General features: G+C 43.4%; 18 protein-coding genes, 1 tRNA gene and 1 pseudogene. 7 read left to right on the forward strand and 13 right to left on the reverse strand.

Annotation, left to right across the window (positions count from 1 at the left end; genetic code table 11):
• Positions 1 to 107 precede the first annotated feature (107 nt).
• The 3 genes from WA407_RS17390 to WA407_RS17400 form a co-directional block, all read right to left on the reverse strand.
• Positions 108 to 1,859, reverse strand: a complete 1,752-nt coding sequence (locus WA407_RS17390; protein ID WP_336077886.1) for a methyl-accepting chemotaxis protein — start codon at positions 1,857 to 1,859, stop codon at positions 108 to 110.
• A 165-nt stretch (positions 1,860 to 2,024) separates the two neighbouring features.
• Complete coding sequence (locus WA407_RS17395) at positions 2,025 to 3,056, reverse strand: ribonucleotide-diphosphate reductase subunit beta (protein ID WP_029517885.1); 1,032 nt, start codon at positions 3,054 to 3,056, stop codon at positions 2,025 to 2,027.
• Positions 3,057 to 3,076: 20 nt separating this feature from the next.
• Positions 3,077 to 5,410 carry a ribonucleoside-diphosphate reductase subunit alpha gene (locus tag WA407_RS17400; protein ID WP_336077887.1) on the reverse strand — a complete coding sequence of 778 codons (2,334 nt, stop codon included), beginning with the start codon at positions 5,408 to 5,410 and terminating at the stop codon, positions 3,077 to 3,079.
• Positions 5,411 to 5,936: 526 nt separating this feature from the next.
• Between WA407_RS17400 and WA407_RS17405 the strand changes: the two genes are divergently transcribed.
• The 4 genes from WA407_RS17405 to WA407_RS17420 all read left to right on the forward strand — a co-directional run bounded on the left by WA407_RS17405 (position 5,937) and on the right by WA407_RS17420 (position 8,775).
• Positions 5,937 to 6,284: an MTH1187 family thiamine-binding protein gene (locus WA407_RS17405; protein ID WP_013308518.1), complete on the forward strand. Its 348-nt coding sequence runs from the start codon at positions 5,937 to 5,939 to the stop codon at positions 6,282 to 6,284.
• Between the two features lie 73 nt (positions 6,285 to 6,357).
• Positions 6,358 to 6,429, forward strand: a tRNA-Thr gene (locus tag WA407_RS17410).
• A 517-nt stretch (positions 6,430 to 6,946) separates the two neighbouring features.
• The gene (locus WA407_RS17415; protein ID WP_336077888.1) at positions 6,947 to 8,362 is read left to right on the forward strand and encodes a transcriptional regulator; all 1,416 of its coding nucleotides are present in this window, start codon (positions 6,947 to 6,949) and stop codon (positions 8,360 to 8,362) included.
• Positions 8,363 to 8,550: 188 nt separating this feature from the next.
• Complete coding sequence (locus tag WA407_RS17420; RefSeq protein ID WP_254328941.1) at positions 8,551 to 8,775, forward strand: hypothetical protein; 225 nt, start codon at positions 8,551 to 8,553, stop codon at positions 8,773 to 8,775.
• 507 nt (positions 8,776 to 9,282) lie between these two features.
• Here WA407_RS17420 and WA407_RS17425 read toward each other — a convergent pair.
• The 6 genes from WA407_RS17425 to WA407_RS17450 form a co-directional block, all read right to left on the reverse strand.
• Positions 9,283 to 10,164, reverse strand: a complete 882-nt coding sequence (locus tag WA407_RS17425; protein ID WP_336077889.1) for an ergot alkaloid biosynthesis protein — start codon at positions 10,162 to 10,164, stop codon at positions 9,283 to 9,285.
• 36 nt (positions 10,165 to 10,200) lie between these two features.
• Positions 10,201 to 10,614, reverse strand: a complete 414-nt coding sequence (locus WA407_RS17430; protein WP_235307076.1) for a nuclear transport factor 2 family protein — start codon at positions 10,612 to 10,614, stop codon at positions 10,201 to 10,203.
• 114 nt (positions 10,615 to 10,728) lie between these two features.
• Positions 10,729 to 11,310: a TetR/AcrR family transcriptional regulator gene (locus WA407_RS17435; RefSeq protein WP_235307077.1), complete on the reverse strand. Its 582-nt coding sequence runs from the start codon at positions 11,308 to 11,310 to the stop codon at positions 10,729 to 10,731.
• A gap of 164 nt (positions 11,311 to 11,474) precedes the next feature.
• Positions 11,475 to 11,822, reverse strand: a complete 348-nt coding sequence (locus WA407_RS17440; protein ID WP_019685981.1) for a winged helix-turn-helix transcriptional regulator — start codon at positions 11,820 to 11,822, stop codon at positions 11,475 to 11,477.
• A gap of 160 nt (positions 11,823 to 11,982) precedes the next feature.
• Positions 11,983 to 12,729 carry an SDR family NAD(P)-dependent oxidoreductase gene (locus WA407_RS17445; protein WP_013369142.1) on the reverse strand — a complete coding sequence of 249 codons (747 nt, stop codon included), beginning with the start codon at positions 12,727 to 12,729 and terminating at the stop codon, positions 11,983 to 11,985.
• Between the two features lie 175 nt (positions 12,730 to 12,904).
• Positions 12,905 to 13,369, reverse strand: a complete 465-nt coding sequence (locus WA407_RS17450) for an HAD-IA family hydrolase (RefSeq protein ID WP_336077890.1) — start codon at positions 13,367 to 13,369, stop codon at positions 12,905 to 12,907.
• Positions 13,370 to 13,849: 480 nt separating this feature from the next.
• Here WA407_RS17450 and WA407_RS17455 point away from each other — a divergent pair.
• A pseudogene (locus WA407_RS17455) lies at positions 13,850 to 14,089 on the forward strand (transcriptional regulator); the annotation flags it as partial.
• Between the two features lie 22 nt (positions 14,090 to 14,111).
• A complete protein-coding gene (locus tag WA407_RS17460; RefSeq protein WP_336077994.1) occupies positions 14,112 to 14,303 on the forward strand; it encodes a hypothetical protein in 192 nt (63 codons plus the stop codon).
• A gap of 113 nt (positions 14,304 to 14,416) precedes the next feature.
• Here WA407_RS17460 and WA407_RS17465 read toward each other — a convergent pair whose 3' ends face one another.
• The 4 genes from WA407_RS17465 to WA407_RS17480 all read right to left on the reverse strand — a co-directional run bounded on the left by WA407_RS17465 (position 14,417) and on the right by WA407_RS17480 (position 19,282).
• Positions 14,417 to 15,514: a GerAB/ArcD/ProY family transporter gene (locus WA407_RS17465; protein ID WP_336077891.1), complete on the reverse strand. Its 1,098-nt coding sequence runs from the start codon at positions 15,512 to 15,514 to the stop codon at positions 14,417 to 14,419.
• Between the two features lie 27 nt (positions 15,515 to 15,541).
• Entirely contained in the window at positions 15,542 to 16,768 is a 1,227-nt protein-coding gene (locus WA407_RS17470) for a Ger(x)C family spore germination protein (RefSeq protein ID WP_336077892.1), read from the reverse strand.
• A 12-nt stretch (positions 16,769 to 16,780) separates the two neighbouring features.
• Positions 16,781 to 18,397 (reverse strand): spore germination protein, encoded by a 1,617-nt coding sequence (locus WA407_RS17475; protein ID WP_336077893.1) that lies wholly within the window; start codon positions 18,395 to 18,397, stop codon positions 16,781 to 16,783.
• A gap of 390 nt (positions 18,398 to 18,787) precedes the next feature.
• Positions 18,788 to 19,282: a MerR family transcriptional regulator gene (locus WA407_RS17480; RefSeq protein WP_254328946.1), complete on the reverse strand. Its 495-nt coding sequence runs from the start codon at positions 19,280 to 19,282 to the stop codon at positions 18,788 to 18,790.
• A 173-nt stretch (positions 19,283 to 19,455) separates the two neighbouring features.
• Here WA407_RS17480 and WA407_RS17485 point away from each other — a divergent pair, with 173 nt between their 5' ends.
• Positions 19,456 to 20,307, forward strand: coding sequence for an aldo/keto reductase (locus WA407_RS17485; protein WP_336077894.1), 852 nt, complete (start codon positions 19,456 to 19,458; stop codon positions 20,305 to 20,307).
• Positions 20,308 to 20,598: the final 291 nt, after the last annotated feature.

Genomic DNA, 20,598 nt, shown 5'->3' on the forward strand with positions numbered 1-20,598 from the left:
CTGCTCGGCTTTCAAAACATAATAATGGAGCATTCGCTACGTTAGCGAATGCTCCATTTTAGTTTACTTCTTTTCGTCTAGTTGAATCGAATCCAACATAATATTCACTATTCAGCGTTTTTTACCTGGAACTGGTCGGCATGACGCTGCAGATTGTTTGATAGTGTCGTGAGATTGCGGGCTACTTCGGATAGTTCTTTTACCGCTAGGGCCTGCTTCTCGGCGCTTGCTGATACATCTTCTGTCATTCCGGCAGTCTGCTGTGCCGCGCTGGCTGTGTGATTTAAATGTTGATCTACGCTGTGACGTACCTCTTGCATTTCTGCCGTCAATTGAGCTAGATGTGCGGCTAACTCCTGAACTTCCTGTGAAACCTGGGTGACTTTGTCAACAGACTGTAGACATACTGAAATTTGGGTTTCTTGTTCATTGACGGTCTTTATGTTTTCATCAAATTGATCACCCATTTGCTCAATTTGCTCAACAAAGCTTCTTAAGATTTCATCGATTTCCCGAATCGATATGGCAGATTGCTGAGCAAGTTGTCCCATTTCATGAGCGACTACAGAAAAACCCTTGCCAGCTTCGCCTGCACGTGAGGCTTCAATAGATGCATTAAAGGACAAAATCTGCGTCTGCTTTACGATGCCCTGTACCTGCTGACCGATGTTAGCCGCCTCGCGCGATTTTTCGGTTAATGCGTGTGACATACGCTGCATCTGCTTGATACGCAGGGCGCTTTCTCGTCCTTTCTCTAATAGCAGTTCATGCTCACTGGTTACCTGATTACGAACCTCATTGAGATGATGGGCCGTATCCGTAAATTGTTGCACATGGCTTCCGACTTCATCCAGCGTTTGTCCTAATCGGTCAGATTGTTGAACCGATTCCACTGCTTGATCCGCTTGGTTAATAGAGACATCGGCAATTTGCTGGAGTGTGCGGGACAGTTCCTCAGTTTGGTGGAGTGTCCCCTCCGTTGTCACGACGATATTCTCTGATGCATGCTGGAGTGTGCTAGAACTGCTTTGAATATCCACAATCATATTCGACATGGCTTCCACCATTTTGTTCGTCAATTTGCTAATTTCGCCTAACTGATCATATGTTACTTGCGACGATGTAACCGTAAGGTTGCCGTCGGCTACTTGCTCCAGTGTATTTTTAATAAATCTCACCTGACGCAGTATCCGCCGGGTTACCAGCATCATAGCCGCAATGGAGATGATCAGAATGATGGAGATAACAGGAATAACTAATCGGTAGGCCTCGGGCAAGGTATGTTCGTATACTTCAGTCACAGAGGACAGGGATCTATCGATTCCCAAATAACCAATGATGGTTCCATCTGTATCCTTAATGGGAGTAAAGGAGGAAAACATCGTCCCCCACTCAGGGTCCGTTGTAATATCTGTAGTCACTGTTTCCCCTTGTTTCAATTTCTCTTCCGTTTCTTTAAGGGTAAAACTTACAGGAGTTCCGAATGGACTATAGTCTTTGTCGTCCCATGCGGCTCCATCCACCGTAATTTTCCACTCATTGCCCACACGGTTGTACAGATAGATGTACAGAATTCCAGTTTGCAGCCTGAGCGTATTTAACTCGTTACGAAGCTGTTTATACTCGCTGCTTTGCTCAGATGAATCAGTATTTAAGCTCTTAACTGCGGATTTGTCCAATAGCTGGGCCGTGTTCTTTGCCAGCGTTTCATTGTTTAGCTGCATGGTTGATAGAGAAGCATTCTGGATAGATTGATTGGTCGTCCACAGAACAATGACGCCAATCACTATTAAAGGAATGAGCAAGATGAAGTAGAGTTTGGATTGTAATCCCATTCTTTTTTTAACGCTGCTTTTCATAATATGCTCCTTACTATGTTTTTTTCACCTTCATATATATCGTGTACAAATAGGAAAATATGAATAGTTATTCAGATGTTTCATGATTTTTTTGCGTATTTGCGTAAATTCTCATGAAAAAAGCCTTAGCCCGGTAAGTACCGTGCTAAGGCTGTATCTTATGACTTACAAATCGTCAAATCCGTTGTCATCTCCGACCTTGCCATAATTGCGTGATTTTGCTTCAAAGAAGTCCGTTTTTGTCGCATTCAGCGCTTCATCTGAGAATGGTTTGATCCAAGGCATACAGTTTACATCTACGCCTTCGTACGCTTTGTCCATACCAAGCAGTCTCAGGCGCATATTTGCCATGTATTTGATGTAATCGCTCAGCTCGTTCAAGTCGATGCCGCGAACCTCTTTGAGCGTATAATGCGCCCAATTCGTTTCGAGCTCCACAGCTCGGTCAATCATACGATAGACATAGTCCGTATTTTCCTTGGTATTCAGCTCAGGGAAATCGGACAATAGCTGCTTGAACACTTCGGCGAAGAAGTAGCAATGCTGATTTTCATCACGCTGAATATACGAGATCATTTGGCTGGTTGCCATCATTTTCTGATCACGGGCCAAATTGTAGAAGAAAGCAAATGTGCTGTAAAAGAAAATGCCTTCCAAAATCAAATCGGCTACCATCGCCTGGAAAAAGGTTTGTGGGTTCTGCTCATCGCGGAACTCCTGATAAATGTCCGAGATGAATGTGTTACGCTCCAGCAGGACGGGATCGTTTTTCCAATATTCAAAAATTTCCTTCTGTTCCTGATCTGACACCAAAGAAGACAGAACGTAGGAGTAGGACTGGTTATGCACCACTTCCTGCTGCCCGATAATCGCTGAAATAGCTTCCAGTGACGAGTCGGTAAAATAGCGTTTTACATCCCCGACAAACATTGTTTGCATCGAATCCAGTACAGCCAGCAGGCCGATGTTAATTTTGAAGGTGCGCTGTTCTTCGGCATCCAGCACAGGGAACTGGGACGCGTCCTTGGACATCGGAATTTCATCTGGAATCCAGTGGTTCAGCAGCAGCACTTTATACAATTTGTACATATGCGGCATCCGAATATCGTTCCAATTCAAAATACCGGAGCTTTCGCCTTCAATAATACGGGTAGAGCGATTGGGCGCTTCCGTGTTAAAAATCTTCTGTAACTGCATGAGAGCTTCTCTCCTTTAGTTTAGGATGCGCAGCTATCACATTCTTCAATCGTCAGTGCGCGGCTGCGTACATAATAGGTCGATTTCATACCTGATTTCCAGGCATGGATGTGCAGCTCTAAAAATTCAGTTGCTTTAATATCAGGCCGTACATACAGGTTAAAGCTTTGACCCTGGTCAATATGACGCTGACGTGCAGAAGCCATGTTGATCGAAGCGTGTTGATCCAGCAAGAAAGCCGTCTTGTAGTACCAGATGGTTTTTTCGTTCAAATCCGGTGCAGGGTTAGCAATCTTGTAAGTTGTTTTCTCTTCATAGGAAAGCAGCTCGTACAATGGATCAATGCTGGCGGTAGAACCTGCAATAATAGACGTGGACCCGTTAGGCGCGATGGCGAACAGCCATGCGTTGCGGACACCATTTTGTTGGACTTCTTCTGCAAGCTCGCTCCACTCGGACGTAGTGACAAATTTGCCTTCGCGTGTACCATCCGTATAGCCACGGGAAGTGAAATAGTGCCCAGTAGACCAGTCAGAACCCTCGAATTTGGCATAACGGCCTTTTTCTTTCGCTAGCTCCATGCTGGATTTGACTGCCAGGTAGTTAATTTTTTCATACAAATGATCGTTATAGGTTACCGCTTCATCGGATTCCCAACGGATACCTTCCAGTGCGAGTAGATGATGCAGTCCAAATGTACCCAGACCGACAGCGCGATATTGGCTGTTCGTATATTGTGCTTGCAGTACTTCAATGTTGTTGATATCAATAACATTATCCAGCATACGTACCTGAATCGGTACAAGGCGATCCAGCACACCTGCCGGAACCGCACGAGCCAGATGGATGGAATTCAGGTTGCACACCACAAAGTCGCCAGGAATTTTGGAAATAACGATGCGTGTTTGTCCGTCCTTGGTGACCAATTCTTCTTTTTCTACTACAGTTGCAGATTGGTTTTGCATAATTTCCGTACACAGGTTGGAGGAATATACCATACCATGGGCGCGGTTCGGGTTCGACCGGTTTACCGTATCACGGTAGAACATGTACGGTGTACCTGTTTCCAGTTGTGACTTCATCAGGCGCTTCATGATGTCGATGGCAGGCACTGTAATACGAGAGAGAATGGGATGCTGCGACGCCTCCTCATACTTCTCGCGGAAGGTACCTGAACCGAAGGTTTCATCATAAAAATCTTCCAGGCCCAGTGGACGACCGTTGTCATCTTTCCAGCCCATCACTTTCTTCACTTCATGCGGACAGAACAGATTCCATTCACCACGTGCTTCGACCCGCTCCATGAACAGATCGGGCAGACATACGCCATGGAACACGTCATGTGCACGCATCCGCTCGTCACCGTTGTTCAGCTTCAGGTCAAGAAACGCGAGGATGTCCTTATGGAATACGTCCAGATATACGGCAATTGCACCTTTGCGAGTACCCAATTGGTCTACGCTAACAGCTGTATTGTTCAACTGGCGAATCCACGGAATGACGCCGGAACTTGTATTTTTATGTCCACGGATATCGGAGCCACGCGCCCGTACCTTACCGAGGTATACGCCGATGCCGCCGCCCATTTTGCTAAGACGGGCTACATCCGTATTGGAGTCGAAAATGCCTTCCAACGAGTCGTCTACGGTGTCGATAAAGCAGCTGGAGAGCTGTCCGGCCACCTTTTTTCCGGCATTGGACATGGTTGGTGTAGCTGCTGTCATGTACATGTTGCTCATCGCCCAGTATGCTTCCTTGACCAAATCCATCCGCTTGTCGGCAGGCTCTTGGTGCATCAGGTACATCGCGATGATCATGTAGCGTTCCTGCGGCAATTCCATTACGCGTCCGTCAAAATCATTGGCCAAATAGCGCTCAGACAGCGTTAACAGCCCGATATAATCGAACAGCAGATCATTTTTCGGCAATATGGAATCGCCCAACTCATCAATCTGCTCCTTGGTATAGTAGTCGAGCAGTTCTTGACGGTAAATTCCTTTTTGGACCAAATCCGTGATCAGTGGATAAAAAGCGCCGTAAGGCTCGTCCGCATAGGATTTATAACGGCGGTGAGTGGCCGCCTTTTTATACAAGGAAGTGAGCAAAGCACGTGCAGCGGCAAATTTCCAGTCCGGTTCTTCCTTGCTAACCAGTTCAAGGGCAGCCATCGCAAACGCGTTGCTGATGTCATCCCCCGTGACTTCGTCCCGGCGCAGCTTGCTAGTTACACCGCGAATGAGACGATCTTTATCCAGCTTGTCCAGCCCGCTGAGTACACGGTCGGCATATACGGAAATGCGTATTTCATCAAAAGCCAACTGGCGATTGTTTGGTTTGGTTACGAGTTGTGGCATAGGATTAATTCCTCGCTTTCCTGATTTGGAATCATACTTGGGAATAGGCATGAAAATGATCATGATGAGAAGATAATGGCGAAAAAAGCGATGGTCAGACAGCATTTGGGGGCTGTATGTAATCCAATAACATAGAAATAGCGATGCACCTGCCAATGAAGGGGAAAAAGATGGTTCCTGTACGATTTATCGGCTACATCACTATATTTAGACGTGTTATGAATATTTAACCCAACATATTGTGTGTATAAACTTAAAATTTCAAATAAGTGCAAGGAGTATTATAGCAACATTCGAAGCCATACGTAAAGGAAAAGGAATGGAAAATCAAAATATGCAGAGAAGTCGTGGGCTGTATTTGAATTGAGGCTATTTGAACGGTACAATGAATGATAAAGATGTTTCCTACAGAAACAAGCAGCATACATATGAACTATTTTTGTGAAATAAGGTTGCTCGCTCTATCGGACTGAGATGTTAGATTTTTAAAGAAGCGACGATTTTAAATTAAAGGAGGAACTTGGCGATGGCTATTGCAGAAGTGACAGTGATCCCGATTGGAACGGGGAGTACAAGCCTGAGCGACTACGTTGCCCAGATGCAAAAAGTGTTGAAGACGCAAAAAGGAATTACCTATGAGCTTACCTCCATGAGTACGATTATTGAAGGTTCGTTGGACGATGTGTTCACCGCCATTGCTGCGCTGCACGAAGCGCCATTCCTGTCTGGAGCCAAGCGTGTTTCCACCTCGGTCAAAATTGATGATCGCCGTGACAAGCCTTCCTCCAGTCACCAAAAGCTCCGTTCCGTCGCAGAGAAACTATCTGGCACTGCGACAGGAAATGTTACCGAACTAAATCCAAATCCTAGTTGAAAAAGTTGATGTAAGTGATTGATTTTTATGTAACTAAGAGTATAATAGTTTTTGTTGTCAGTTACACTGACCTGCTGGTGTAGCTCAGGGGTAGAGCAACGCACTCGTAATGCGTAGGCCGGGGGTTCAATTCCCTTCACCAGCATTCTATGAAACTCAAGCACAGCGCGGCTTCCAAGCTTTTTGGAGGTCGCGCTTTTTTGTGATTCTGGGCAATCTTCTAACAATCTTCTAACCTTTAGTATAGTAAAGTGGTTTTTTCAGTGTTCATGAGTTCCCTGTTATGAGCGTGTCTTAGATCATAGAAACGAATCCGCGGAAAGTCAGGGTGCTCTTTTACGATTGTGTCCAAAATACGATAGTAATGTCGTGCATTCGGTGCAGTGATTGCTTTACATTCTGGCTGAGGCTTATGTGGATGGTAAGTCGGCTGACAGTCCAACTACAGATAATGAGGAATAATCACAAGCGTTTGGAAATACGAAACACTCTGCTGGCTAAAGCCAGTGGGGTGCTTTTTTTTGTTTACAGGAGTACCCTTATGACAAACGCAGCCTTTCTACATGATTCGCAAAAAAAGATATTGACAACTGTTAATTACTGGGCAAAAATAGTAAATGATTATAAAATACTGGAATTTCTATGCGAAGGGTGGCTATGGCATGAAGCATACACCTACGATTCGAGCAGAATTAGACAGATACCTACAACAAGAAGGATTGAGTTTAACTCAATTTGGTCATATTGCGGATATGAATAGGGGAGCAGTAAGTGCTATCGTGACAGGAAACAAGCCTTTGTCTGTTAACCAACTGGATCGAATTACTGAGGCTATGGGTTTACCGGAAGGTCACTTTTATGATCTGTTTATAGAAAACTTCATCATCGACCATCCCCCGAATATGAGGCGAATCGAGCCGTTTTTGTTTCGCTGTGCGGAGTTGGGCAAGTTGGATGCAATCCGTCGAGTGGTGGGAGCCATCATGGACAATCTACTGTATTCACCCAAACTATTTGAAATTGCAGAAGAATTATTGTCGCAGGGACGAAATGAGGCTGCATTGCTGCTCTATGAGGGTGTAGCTGAAACGGAGAAATATCAGCATTCTGAACGCTTGGCAGTCTGTCAATATCGTATATTTACGATTCAGATTGGAGACGACCAAACCCAAAATCTCCACGCTGCTGCGATACTTGAAGCTTTTGTTGAGCGATTGAATGAAATAGACCAACTTGACGCATTGAAGGACTTAGCGAATTTGTATCGTTCATTGTGTAAGTGGAACAAGGTCGATGAAATGGCAAGAAAAATGAGAGAAAAAGCGGAAATCCAATATACAATTAAACATCAACAGAAGAAACGAGAGTGTGACGAACCTGCTAAGAAGTTAAGTCGGCCCATGTTTGTGTACATCACATATGCCGATTTACTATGTGCAAGTGTCTGCGAAGCCCAAGGCGATTATCAACAAGCTCTAGAATATACATATGCCTACACTGATTTAGATTGGGTATTGGAGACAGACGAAGATACTTTATATTGGCTAAATCTTTATAAGGATTGGGCGAAATGTAATAGTTACATTTATAAACTTTTGTCCGGTGATACAAGTGTGCTTCCAGATTATGTTGAATACATTGCCAAATCAAAAGTAGATAAAGAAATGGTAACTAAGATATTGAACGTACTGCTTGCAGCTAACCAGTATCAACTAGATATAGACGATATACTTAGACGTTTTGAAACTATAATTAATTCGTTTACTCAACAGGTGCAGCCATCAATGGATATGTATACTAGGCAAGTTATACCAGAACAATATGCACGATTTGGATACGAGTTAGCTTATTATTATTTATATAGAGGATCATACGGTGATGGCTTTAAACATTTGATGTATGCAACGGTACAGTCACATATAATAAATAACGAAACTTATTTTATAAACTGCATGGGGCTATTCGTGAAGTTTAGAACACATGCAGTTCCTGAGTTCAAAGAAGAGTTTTTAAATCTTATTGAAAAGGTGTGGTTAAACAATGTTGAGAAAAATGGTTCTTCTGATCGTCGCAGCTAGTTTTTTATTTATTGTGAGTGGGCCTAATCATGCTTATGACCAGCACCCTATTCAGCTTAATGCTACCGTTGGAGGTTCCTAAGCTTAGATAAACAAAACAATCCCCGCTAACCTTAACTGGTTGACGGGGATTGTTTTATTGAAGGAATTACTACACCGTTCAGCGAAAGAATTATCGAGGTGATAGCATGAATCATACATATAGGGTGTTAAAGTCAGACATAGAACAACTATTTGCAGCTGCATTGAGTCAAGCAAGAGTGTACGTTGTTCAGTCGTTGAGAGAGGATATGGTGTCGGTTGTAGATTATGGTGGCACTATAGAAAAGTTTTCGCCTGATTCAGTCAAGATTGCCGGAGCGTATTACATACGGAATCAATTTGAATTTAGAGTGGACAAAAAGCTCTGCTAACCTTAAGGTCCGCATAGCCTTTTAGATGAAAATTGTTTACAGATGTGCATTCAAGGTGCTCTGAATCCACTTTTTAAATGTTCGCAGAAAATAAAGTTTTGATAACTACAATAAAAGAAACAACGGTAGGCTAGGACGAGAAAATATGCCCTAGACTGTCGCTGCTTCATCTGTTTCATTGAACTAACGTATCCCGTTAGCTTAATCATTTATCAATACGAATTCAATTAACTTTCTATCTATTTCTGCGATATCACTAATCTCCGATGTACCATCTCAAAGGATTTTTGAAGAAGTCAGGTCCATGAAAAAATGGTTGAAATCTAAACTTCATTAGGCCTTTGAATTCAGCAGTGTAAATATTTGAATAACACCTGCGGATTGTCTCTCATTTTGGCCGCTTGCATCAATCCGTATCGTGCAAAGAACAAATACCGTGTCAGTACCTTGCAGATCCCGGTGCCAGCGTGCGCCAATTACGAATTAATCCACGCTGTTTGAGTTTGGCTAAAATGTCATAGTATTGGTCAATTCCTTCATCCAGATGTTTGCGTGTCTCTGTGCAAATTGTTGGAAAGAGACAGGTGCTTTTCCAGTTACCCTCATTACAGTATCCGTACTTAGATCTTCCGCTCCTTCCTCGCGAATTTTACGGTCGAGTCTGGACATGATTTCAGCATAATCCTTACTTATCCCTGCTGCTAACCAACTGCGGGTCAATTCATCATCAGATATGGATTGGTGTATAACCTTTCTTCCCGTTACTTCACTAATAATTCGACTAACGTCATCATATGAAAGAGAATTCGGTCCCGTAATGATATGCTCGGTATTATGTGCATCCTCATCAATAAGTGCTCTAAAAGCGACTTCTGCGATGTCTTCAGCTGCGACAAAACCAACTTTGCCTTGTCCTGTTGCGCTAATAATCAAATCCTGTTGTGAGATGGTCGCTGCATGCTGACCTTCGGTGAAATTTTGCATGAAATAGGAAGGCCTGAGCACGGTCCATTCCGGCGCTAATTTCTTCAATAATTGATGAACAGGACCAAATACCGGACCTTCCTCAGGAAAGGATGCGCTGCTGAGAAATACAAACCGACGTACGCCCTGTTCCAACGCCATTTTAATAAATGGTTTCATTACTTTAATGGGTTCTGGATCCCCCACTGGCGCAACCAAATACACTCGTTCAATATGATGCAAAGCAGGGAGAAACGTCGAACTGTCGTACCAGTTGAAATGGACTTGTTTCTCAGGGGCTGTAATGGCTTCGGCATTCCTCATGGTAATTTTATAGGAATATCCCTGCTGATTCAGCCTTTCTACAATTCTTTTTCCTGTCTTTCCTGTTCCGCCTGTAATAAGTATATTTCGTTGATTCATCATTTTATTTTATCTCCTTTTAGATATCAGTTTATAAACCTAAGCTTGTACGGCTTCAAGTAAGACGATTGGATTCCAATAATCCTTAAAAAGCGTTATCTTTCCATCTTTTATATGGAATATGGAAATATACTGCTGCCGATACGGTTTATCTGTTCCTGTCATTACTGCATCGCATGTATATTCGGCAACCATTTTATCATTAGTCACTAACAGATGTGGAGAAGAGAAAGAGAGGATTCTCACTTGTTTGAACAGCTCATAAACATATTTACGAATCTCTTTAATACCAACCAGCCTTTGAGTATAACCCGCTGGAGCATAAGGAAATTCAACAACGGCATCTTCACTAAATAGCGCGAACCATTGATCAAAATCCTGCTTTACTAAGCTACTCTGAAATCCCTTTAGAATTTCGATTGCCTGGGCCTCAAGAAAATATCCACTTGTCATATTCATCTCTCCTGTTTGTAGACTGTTTAGTCCGGAATAATTAAAAAAATAATATCGGACTATTCAGTCTGTAATTTCGAAAAATAATAATGAAGCCATGATACAGCTCCATTATTAATCCAAGGTAGATAAACTTACCGTGACGTAATCATCCATAACATTGGAGTCACTCGTCATCTTGGCCAATTGGGTCAAAGAGTATCTTGCAAAATTCAAGTAACGCGCCAAGGCTCGCGGGTCTCGGTCACTCTGAATTTCTCCATTCTCCTGGCCCCGAACCAGAGCTGTATAAAAGGCTTCTTCTAGCGTGTTCAAATCTTTTAATAAAAAAGCTCGGATCTCCATGTCATGAGGCATCTGATCAATAGCAGAAAAAATAATAAAGCATTCCTTTTGACGATCCTTGTCCATTAATACCTTTGCTGCTTCATGAAATACATAAGCTATCCCCTGCTTTGCAGATTCAGAGGTCTCTAAGTACTTCATGGCTGCATTACTCTTCTCATTAACATAATGCTTAAGAGCAAGAATAAACAAGTCTCTTTTTGTACCATAAGTGTCGTATAAACTTTGCCGGGCAATACCGAGTCCTTTTAACAGCTCAGGCAATGTGGTCCCTTCATAGCCGTAATGTCCAAATACTTCCATAGCTTTATGCAGTACTTCTGTCGTATCAAACTCTTTGTTTCTTCCCAATTTCATCCTCCTTTGATCATCATTATATTTTTTCGAGACTAAACAGTCAAGAAAATAATTTCTTGCAGACATACACAGATAAACGACAAAAACTTATATACTTCAAACAAAAAAGCCGCTAAAATAGCGACTTCAAATGGGACTATGCTCTTGTCCCCCGACAGTTAATCCAGATACAAAATCTCAATCTCGCCCGGAGCGAAGGATTGCTCTGCGTAATTCCCCCCCCAATCACAAAGCGATCTCAAAATGGGTTCAAGTGATTGACCCAGTTCCGTCGTTGAATATTCCACCTTAGGCGGTACCTGATTGTACATCTTTCTGCGAATTAATCCGTCTGTTTCCAGTTCCCGAAGAGTTTGAATCAGCATCTTTTGCGATATATTATGAACGAGTCGCTTAAGCTCTCCCGTCCGTTTAGGTCCTTTTATTAAATAGTACAGAACAAGCCCCTTCCACTTTCCTCCGATAACCTCTAGTGTAACTTCCAGTTCACAGAAAAATGTTTTCATATCAATGCACCATCTCCCGATCTAAGAATATCCCCTTCATGTATCGCTTGATCCTTCAAGGATCACTGAAGGAAAAATTGAACGTTACATGGAGGGGATAATACAATCGCATTTAAGTTGATTTAAAAATCTTTGTCGTTTGAAAATTATTATGTCCTGGTTAAACTTGAGCTACTCCGCCATCTACGAATAATTCAACGCCGTTCATATAGCTGCTTTCATTAGAGGCTAGGAACATGACAGCATTGGAGATCTCTTCAACCTGCCCCACTCTGCCGAGCGGAATATCATTTTTTGCCTGTTCAAGTAAATGATCTAGTTCAGAGCCAAATAACTCATCGTACGCTGGCGTTACGATTGTTCCCGGACTAAGGATGTTTATACGAATTTCGGTCCCTCTCATATCAAGAATCCAGCTGCGGACGAGCTGTCTGATCGCTGCCTTGGATGCACCATAGATACTAAACGCTGGCATCCCCGTCGAGCCAGCAGTGGATCCCGTTAGAATAATCGAACCTCTTTTATTTGGAAACAAAGCTAATGCCTTTTGTACTGTAAAGATGGTTCCTTTCACGTTGACATCGAAAGTCTTGTAGTATTGTGCTTCTGTAATTTCTCCTAATGGAAGAAATGACCCTAGTCCGGCATTTGCAAAGAGAATGTCCAAGTGTCCCTTTTCTCGCTTAACTGTTTCGAATAAAATATCTAGATCTTCCGATTTAGATATGTCACCTCGGACACCTGTAACATTCTTTCCGATCTGCTTTACTGCTTCATCCAGTTCACGTTGTCTGCGTCCCGTGATAAAAACGTAAGCCCCTTCTTTTACGAACTGTTGTGCCGACGCGAGACCGATGCCGCTTGTACCTCCGGTTACAACTGCTACCTTCCCGTCAAATTTCCCCATTCTATTACACTCCTTTTATAATGATTTATATGGTATAGGATGCTCTGTCTGCTTCATGAACCTCCTATGAACGATAGTATGGGGGAAAAGTTACAAGAAAAACAGTACCCACTTTTTTGTGATATAGTCACCAAAAAGTGATAATTGAGGCGGCACAAACGTTTGTTTTTACAGCCTAACAGATGGAAGTGAGCTCCATTAAGTTTGAGATTGTATATGTGCTTTTAATTTCTGCCGGACTTATTTGTCCGGTTCTGTTGACCCAACAGGTGTCAATGCCCGACTGAAGACCACCTTTGATATTCGTATTTAATGAATCTCCAATGACAAGCGCATCCTTTCTATTAAATTCTGAAATATGACTTATGACGTAATTGAAAAATTCTTCCTTCGGTTTTTGATAACCAATGCTTTGCGAATCAAAGATATCCTTGAAAAACTTATATAGCCCAGACTGCTTCAAGCGTTTGATTTGCGTGTGAGTGATACCATTCGTGATTACGAACATTCGATGGGTCTTTGATAAGCGATGACAGACATCCATTGCGCCTTCCATATGCAATTGGTTTCCATCTCCCAACAATTCTCTATACAAACCTTCCCATTCCAAGCCGACCACGATTTCCCCCATTCTCAACATTGTAAAAGAGGGCTCCATTAATTACTCACCACATGATACCACGTATTTGAACTATCCTGCCCGTTAGCTTAACGTCGCGGTTCAGTCTACAGTTTTCAGCAGGCGACCGTAGGATGCTGCTATGAAGGATCTGGAGATGAGACGGAGGGACTTGAGACCATTAAGGCATCTGCCTTGTACTTGTTGCCTCAATTATTTTCTTCTACCAAATCTTCTACCGAAATACGGATATCTGTAATACCTGACGGAACCCTATTTATTGTTGGACAGGCTATAGGAGCCTTTTAAAGCCTATTAGAACTCTATTTCAACGCACTCGTAATGCGTAGGCCGGGGGTTCAATTCCCTTCACCAGCATAGCTATCAACTCAAGCACAGCGCGGCTTCCAAGCTTTTTGGAGGTCGCGCTTTTTTGTGATTCTGGACAATCTTCTTTGTTTTTAGAAAATATGGAATTTCTATGCGAAAGGTGGCTATGTCATGAAGCATACACCTACGATACGAGCAGAATTAGACAGATACTTAAAACAAGAGGGCATGAGTCTAACGCAATTCGGGCATATAGCAGGCATGAATAGGGGGATAGTAAGTGCTATTGTGACAGGGAATAAGTCTATGTCTGTTAACCAGATAGATCGCATTACTGAGGCTATGGGTTTACCAGAAGGCTATTTTTATGATCTATTTATAGAGAAATATATCATCGACACCGCACCGAATTGTACTGGAAGCCCTAGCCGCTGTGAACGACCAGTCCGGTCACGTCTTTTTGCTTGGCAAAGGCTTTGGCGAACGTCTATACAATCAATTCGTTGTCGTTATGTTTGCTGAGTTGGTGGGCTACAATTTCATTGTTGAATTATCTTTAATCGCAGACAGATATACCCAGCAATCCCCTACACGATATTGCGTTATATCTGTGACCCAATTTTGATTAGGTTTGTGCGCCTTGAAATCCTGTTTTAGCAGGTTTTTCGCCACACGACCTTCCGTAGAAGAAGTTTCAACCGGTGCGTAAAATCAACATGCTCATGACTACAGTAGCTGCTAACTATAAGCCCTTCTCTTCTTCTTTCGAATTAGCATGGTCAGGAAAAGGAGGACAGGCAGAGCAATTTGAAAGATAGGCCAGACTTGAACCAAGGCTACATGAAGACCGAACCACAAAAATTCGGTTAACCTAGGAGATAGAAACGTAAGAGAGTATATGATGATGCTTAGCAACAGTAACGCAGGCTTATATCTAAAGGGGGTTATCGTTTGAAACCCTATGACGGCACCAAACATAAAACCAGCCGTTTTGATTCCGAGTCCAATAAATAGAATCATCGTAAACAGGACATCAGCTCTCTCAACGATCTTCGGTAGCTCAATTAGTTGAGTAACCTCAAACAAGGGATAGGTGCTTGATGCTGCCCAATCTGGACCGAGAACAAGGACTGATAGTTCATTCAAAACGATAAGGAACACAGCAGTGAACCAGTAAACAATGATGATCGATCGCTTTAACTTACGTTTATCCGTGACGATCTTGAATAGCACAAGAAAAAGAACCGTTTGACCGAAAGGAAAAGACACGATCTCGGGAATGGCAGCCTTCAATACGGGAGTTAAACCGTTCTCCAATACAGGAAACAAAAACTCAAAGTGAATAAGTCCAGTAAAAAGAGTAAGCAATAGTAAAATGCCGTAACCAAACACCAACAGAAGCAAAAATATATGACATAGAAGGAACCAGACTCTCGGTCCAAACCGTACCACATCGGCACAGACAATTAACGCTATAAACGTAATAACTTCGGTAGGGGTTCTGTTCAGCAATGTCAATGCGCCGAGCTCACCCATGTCCCTGACATTCCTGGAAGCTTCATAAGCAAAGTAACCGATGAACAAAAGTCCCCCCAGACTACCTATCCATTTTCCCCAATAATGGCATAGGAGCTCGTACAAATCTCGATGTGGATCAAGTTTATGCATGTATAAATACATGATTAGCAGGACGAAGCCCGCAAGTGCACCTATCAGCATGGCTAGCCATGCATCCTGCTTGGCTTTAGCTCCCAATAGGAATAATGTTGTACTGCCAACCTGAAACAAGGAAAAAGCGATAGCTAACCCGGATACCCTGGTGACGGTTTTATTCATACTGTTTAGGCTCCTTTATACAATGGGTTAGGTTTGACTTCCGATATGCTTCTGCAGGAGTCCAGGACGCTGAATCCGTGCATCTACTCGAATGTCCAGTTCTATCTTTTTGAACTCCTGCTCCCAGTCTTCTTTCACCGTCTCCCACTCCCTTGGGAACCTTCGGTGAATCCGGTCAGCAAAACCAGTTGCGTCCACACCCAGTTCCTGGAGTTTATCCCAGCCCTCATTTATCGTTCTGGTTACTTCTTTTCCAATCTCTTTTTCCATATCATGTATGGTTTTCGTCTTGGAAATATCCTTAGTGCATGTGCTTTCATTTAAAGTTCCGTTAATTTTAACTCTAACCTGCATGGTGTAATGAAAACTCGTTTTTCTGGGTATAAGTTTTACATCTGCAGAATTTACTGTTAGAGAAGAGTACATTTCCCTACCGAGTTGTTCGCTGCATGGGAACGAAATTTCGGAGTTGTTAACCTTTTGGGACAGATAAGATACTCCCAGACTCTCTTCCTTGTTGAGAAATCCTTTAAGCTTTCCGTTTTGAAACACCCCTAATTTAGTCAATGCCAGCTTGAGCGGGGTCGAGGTTTTTTTAAAAACATCCAGACTCTCTGCTTCCTTCTCGTTCTCATGGTCTCTCTCTCCGATTAATTCGGCGACTGGTACCCCAATGGATTTGGAATCCGAGTTCATGCTCAATACGAAATCATAAACCCTAACTTTCGGAAACAACGATAAACTATCGCTCTCTTTGTCGATCAATTCAGCCATGGCGGCGCCTTGAAGTTTTTCAGGAGGCAATAATTTCTTTATTAGATCGGATGCTAGTCCATCCGTTATAATTATAGATACCATTTCTCTCGCTTCCGTATTACGAAGATAAAAATCGATTATACGATCCATTCCCTTCTCAGCCGCTCTCTTACCGATATATATAACACGATTATGTGCTATGTAGATTCGTCTTGATGTTTCCAAATTGCTGTACGATAAGGCCTGGTTATAGGTTTTGGACTTTATAGAGAATACATGGGATGCGGGTTGGGAAGAGCTTCCCGATCCTCCTCCGGTTCCACTTGCAATGGCGGAAGGAACAATAATTTGATAGGACATCATCCACTGTCCGTCGTCCATCATATCTACTCCTGTAGCCGCAGTTACCCACAGCTCATTCAGTTCGACTCGATTCCAGCAACCCGTCAAACTGAATAACACGACCAGGACCATAAAAAACCTTCCTAATTGGGACATACCGGTTCCTCCTTACGCCATGGGATCTCGGCCATGTTCCCCTGCCTGTTCTGCAAATGATTCCTGTTCCGTTGCCTGCCTTACTGGATTGGAATCCCCAATCATTACCGGTCGTTTCTTCATCTTCCACCAAGGTACACGCACAAACAGGTCTTTCATATTGCTCTTATAGAAAGGTGCGATCGGTACCATATAAGGAACGCCGAACGAATTCATAGATACTAATCGAACGAGGATGGGGACCAAGCCCGCCAAAACGCCATATAACCCAAATAAGCCCGCTAACAGCATGAGTACAAACCTGAGTAAACGAACAGCCCCCGCCATATTGATCGCAGGTAGCACAAAGTTGCATATAGCCGTGAATGATACTACAATCACCATAGCTGCGGAAACCAATCCCGCCTGAACGGCAGCTTGTCCAAGAACCAAAGCCCCAACAATAGAGATTGCAGGCCCTACAGCACGCGGCATTCGTACTCCTGCTTCGCGGATAACCTCGAAGGTCAGCTCCATTAGCATTGCTTCAAGCAGGGCGGGCAATGGTGTATTCTCTCTCTGTGCAGCCAGAGTGATAAGCAGTGTTGTAGGCAGCATTTCCTGATGAAACGTAGTTGTTGCAATAAAGAATGAGGGTAATAGCAATGCCAAGAAAAAGGATGCCATCCGAACGATCCGAAGAAAAGATGCCAAATCATATCGCTGGTAGTAATCCTCACTGGATGCGATAAACCGAAAAAGGGTTACGGGAGCAATCAGCGCAAATGGGGTCCCATCAACCAATATCGCTACCAGCCCTTCAAGCAAGCTACATGCTACAGAATCCGGGCGCTCGGTGTTATGAATGGTTGGAAATGGTGTCCATACCCCATCTTGAATAAATTCCTCGATATATCCACTTTCGAGAATACTGTCAGTGTTGATGGAGTCTAACCGTCTGGAGATTTCCTTAACCACCTCCGGATCTGCAATGCCTCGAATATATGCCACCGATACCTTTGTCTGCGTATATGATCCGATAATTCGAGAATCAAAGTGGAGTTCAGTTGATTTGATCCTTCTCCGAAGGAGTGCGATATTGGTGGATATATCCTCCGTAAACCCCTCTTTAGGGCCGCGAATTACTGTCTGCGATGTTGGCTCCTCAACCGCTCTTTTAGCCCCCCCGCTGATAGAAACAGCAAAGGCCTTGGTGCTGCCTTCGACAAGGAGAGCCACCTGTCCATAAAGAACGGCATGGATAAGTGCTTGCTCATTTTCAAGGCAAGTGATGCCTCCAATAGGAATACGATCCATTAACCAACTTTCAACATTACGATCAGAGAGATCCCCATTTCGAATACCTGCAGTGAGCTCCTCCAGCAGTGTCGTTAAAATTTGCTGATCAATCAGGCCCTGAAGAAAAGCTACAGCGAGAACCGGATTACCCTGTTTATCGTTCAAGCAACGAAGAATGAAATCCGTGCTATGTCCTATTTCGTGCTTCAGCATGGTCACGTTGTCCTTAAGCGTACCACTGAGCTCTTTGGATAACTCAATCGATTTTTCGTCATTAACTGGTTTAGGACTCTTGCCATTTTTGGATCGTGAAGGCTGTTTAAACAGCCATTTTTTTAACTTATCAACCACAGCAATACAGTTCCCTTCTAGTTAGCGGTCAATTGTAATATGCTGCTATTCCACGATTTATATGTACGGAACTTGTCAAAAGATGCTTGCATATCAATTCATTGCAACTATGATTACAATTGCGGAGGCCCCTATTGCCTAACGACGCATTGTAGTCTACAGGCTTATTCATACCGAAATATATTTTAAAATACGCAGTATTAGAGCAACAGAAGTAATTTAAGATATAAGTTTAGAAAAAAGCAGACTGACTCTAGAAATTGAAACAGCGACAGCAAAGGACGAAGAAAATAAAGCCCTAGACTGTCGCTGTTTTCATTGAACTAACGCCTCTGTGTTAGTGCAATCTAGACTGATGTAAATCTTGTTCATCCTAAGCCAACCAGGAGTTTAAAAAAGAGTATTTTCTTCGAGCAGTTGTGTTTCACGTAGATCTTTAGCCTTCCGAACAGAGGGCGAGTAAAAAACGTCACTATGCATATGCTGAATTTTATCCCAGTTGCCAGGATTGGTCGTGTCTGGAGAACGGTGCTCCAGAATGGCCTGATATAGGGCCGTTTTTTGTTCCAAATGGGCAACGTGCTGTTTGGCTTCTTCGAGCTTAACGAGCGCCGCTTTCTTATGCTCCATCATGAGTGTGTAGCGTTGCGGAATGGTCGAATCCCCTTCGAGACAGAAATCGACGTACATTTTAATGACTCCAATCGGCATCCCGGATTGCTTGAGACATTTGACGCCATGTAACCAGTTGATCGATTCTTCGTCGAACATCCGAATGTTGTTTTGATTGCGCTGTACGCTTGGTACTAGGCCTTTATCCGTGTAAAAGCGTACAGCGTGCTCGGTGAGTCCCGTTATCTGGGCGGCTTCTTTGACTGTATACATGTGGAATCCTCCTTGGAAAAGTAAATTTTTTTGAAGATGGCTTGACTTCGTGTAACACGAAGGCGATAGGTTTATTGTAATGCAAGTCGACCGTAAGCGGAATCCCACTGAGGTGCCCGATTTCCCAGTTCCGCGGCCGTTTGCTTTACATTTGAACAATGGGAGGAATTACAATGCAAACCGTGACATTAAACAATGGTGTGAAAATGCCGATTATCGGCTTTGGTGTCTACCAAGTTCCAGATGTTGAAGAATGCGAGAACGCCGTATATGAAGCGTTGATGGCTGGTTACCGCCTGATCGACACCGCCGCCGGTTATCTGAATGAGGAAGCGGTCGGTCGTGCGATCAAGCGCAGCGGCGTACCGCGTGAGCAGCTGTTCATCACGACCAAGCTATGGGTTCAGGATGCCGGCTACGAGAGAGCCAAGCTCGCGTTTGCCAAATCCTTGAAGAAGCTGCAACTCGACTATCTCGATCTGTACCTTATTCACCAGCCGTTCGGCGATTACTACGGTGCTTGGCGTGCGATGGAAGACCTGTACCGCGAAGGCAAGATTAAGGCGATCGGTGTCAGCAACTTCCTACCCGACCGCCTTATGGACCTCATCGTTCATAACGAAATCGTGCCCGCCGTCAACCAGATCGAAACGCACCCGTTCTACCAGCAGACAGAGAGCGCAGCTTTTATGAAAGAGCAGAGAGTTCAACATCAGTCGTGGGCCCCGTTCGCTGAGGGACTTAACAACATGTTCAGAAACGAAGTGCTGGTCTCGATCGCAGAAAAACACAAAAAATCCGTCGCTCAGGTCGTATTGCGCTGGCTTGTTCAGCGTGAAATCGTTGTAATCCCAAAATCGGTGAGAAAAGAGCGGATCGTCGAAAACTTTGACATTTTTGATTTTGAGTTGAGCGCGGACGATATCGAACAAATTTCGACCCTCGATACGCGGGAAAGTCTTTTCTTATCGTACCGTGACCCGGAAGTCGCCAAGATGATGGGAAACTGGAGAATCGATCTGTAAACCTTGAATCGAACCGTAAACTGATCACGCGTTTATCCTCATCTATAAAGAAAGGACAGGGCGGTCTGAAGTGAACCCTGTCCTTTCTTTACTTGAATTGACCCTTGGATTCGCTTTTCTGCTTTATAATGATGTCATCTTTCGCTTAATCATAATAAAACCTCCTATTAGAGCGATCATTTAGGGTTCTCTTCTGTAATTGAATCGCCAATGTTTTTTAACACTTTTAAATCTTATTGAAAAGGTGTGGATAAAAATGTTGGAAAAATCGGTACTGCTGCTTATTGTGGC

Origin of the sequence: Paenibacillus sp. 203 (assembly GCF_037027525.1) — a bacterium.
Lineage (GTDB): Bacteria > Bacillota > Bacilli > Paenibacillales > Paenibacillaceae > Paenibacillus > Paenibacillus polymyxa_B.

Bases quoted from the DNA above. Each gene is read 5' to 3' on its own strand.
- WA407_RS17390 (WP_336077886.1), bottom strand. From the start codon at position 1,859: ATGAAAAGCAGCGTTAAAAAAAGAATGGGATTACAATCCAAACTCTAC.
- WA407_RS17395 (WP_029517885.1), bottom strand. From the start codon at position 3,056: ATGCAGTTACAGAAGATTTTTAACACGGAAGCGCCCAATCGCTCTACC.
- WA407_RS17400 (WP_336077887.1), bottom strand. From the start codon at position 5,410: ATGCCACAACTCGTAACCAAACCAAACAATCGCCAGTTGGCTTTTGAT.
- WA407_RS17405 (WP_013308518.1), top strand. From the start codon at position 5,937: ATGGCTATTGCAGAAGTGACAGTGATCCCGATTGGAACGGGGAGTACA.
- WA407_RS17415 (WP_336077888.1), top strand. From the start codon at position 6,947: ATGAAGCATACACCTACGATTCGAGCAGAATTAGACAGATACCTACAA.
- WA407_RS17420 (WP_254328941.1), top strand. From the start codon at position 8,551: ATGAATCATACATATAGGGTGTTAAAGTCAGACATAGAACAACTATTT.
- WA407_RS17425 (WP_336077889.1), bottom strand. From the start codon at position 10,164: ATGATGAATCAACGAAATATACTTATTACAGGCGGAACAGGAAAGACA.
- WA407_RS17430 (WP_235307076.1), bottom strand. From the start codon at position 10,614: ATGACAAGTGGATATTTTCTTGAGGCCCAGGCAATCGAAATTCTAAAG.
- WA407_RS17440 (WP_019685981.1), bottom strand. From the start codon at position 11,822: ATGAAAACATTTTTCTGTGAACTGGAAGTTACACTAGAGGTTATCGGA.
- WA407_RS17445 (WP_013369142.1), bottom strand. From the start codon at position 12,729: ATGGGGAAATTTGACGGGAAGGTAGCAGTTGTAACCGGAGGTACAAGC.
- WA407_RS17450 (WP_336077890.1), bottom strand. From the start codon at position 13,369: ATGTTGAGAATGGGGGAAATCGTGGTCGGCTTGGAATGGGAAGGTTTG.
- WA407_RS17465 (WP_336077891.1), bottom strand. From the start codon at position 15,514: ATGAATAAAACCGTCACCAGGGTATCCGGGTTAGCTATCGCTTTTTCC.
- WA407_RS17470 (WP_336077892.1), bottom strand. From the start codon at position 16,768: ATGTCCCAATTAGGAAGGTTTTTTATGGTCCTGGTCGTGTTATTCAGT.
- WA407_RS17480 (WP_254328946.1), bottom strand. From the start codon at position 19,282: ATGTATACAGTCAAAGAAGCCGCCCAGATAACGGGACTCACCGAGCAC.
- WA407_RS17485 (WP_336077894.1), top strand. From the start codon at position 19,456: ATGCAAACCGTGACATTAAACAATGGTGTGAAAATGCCGATTATCGGC.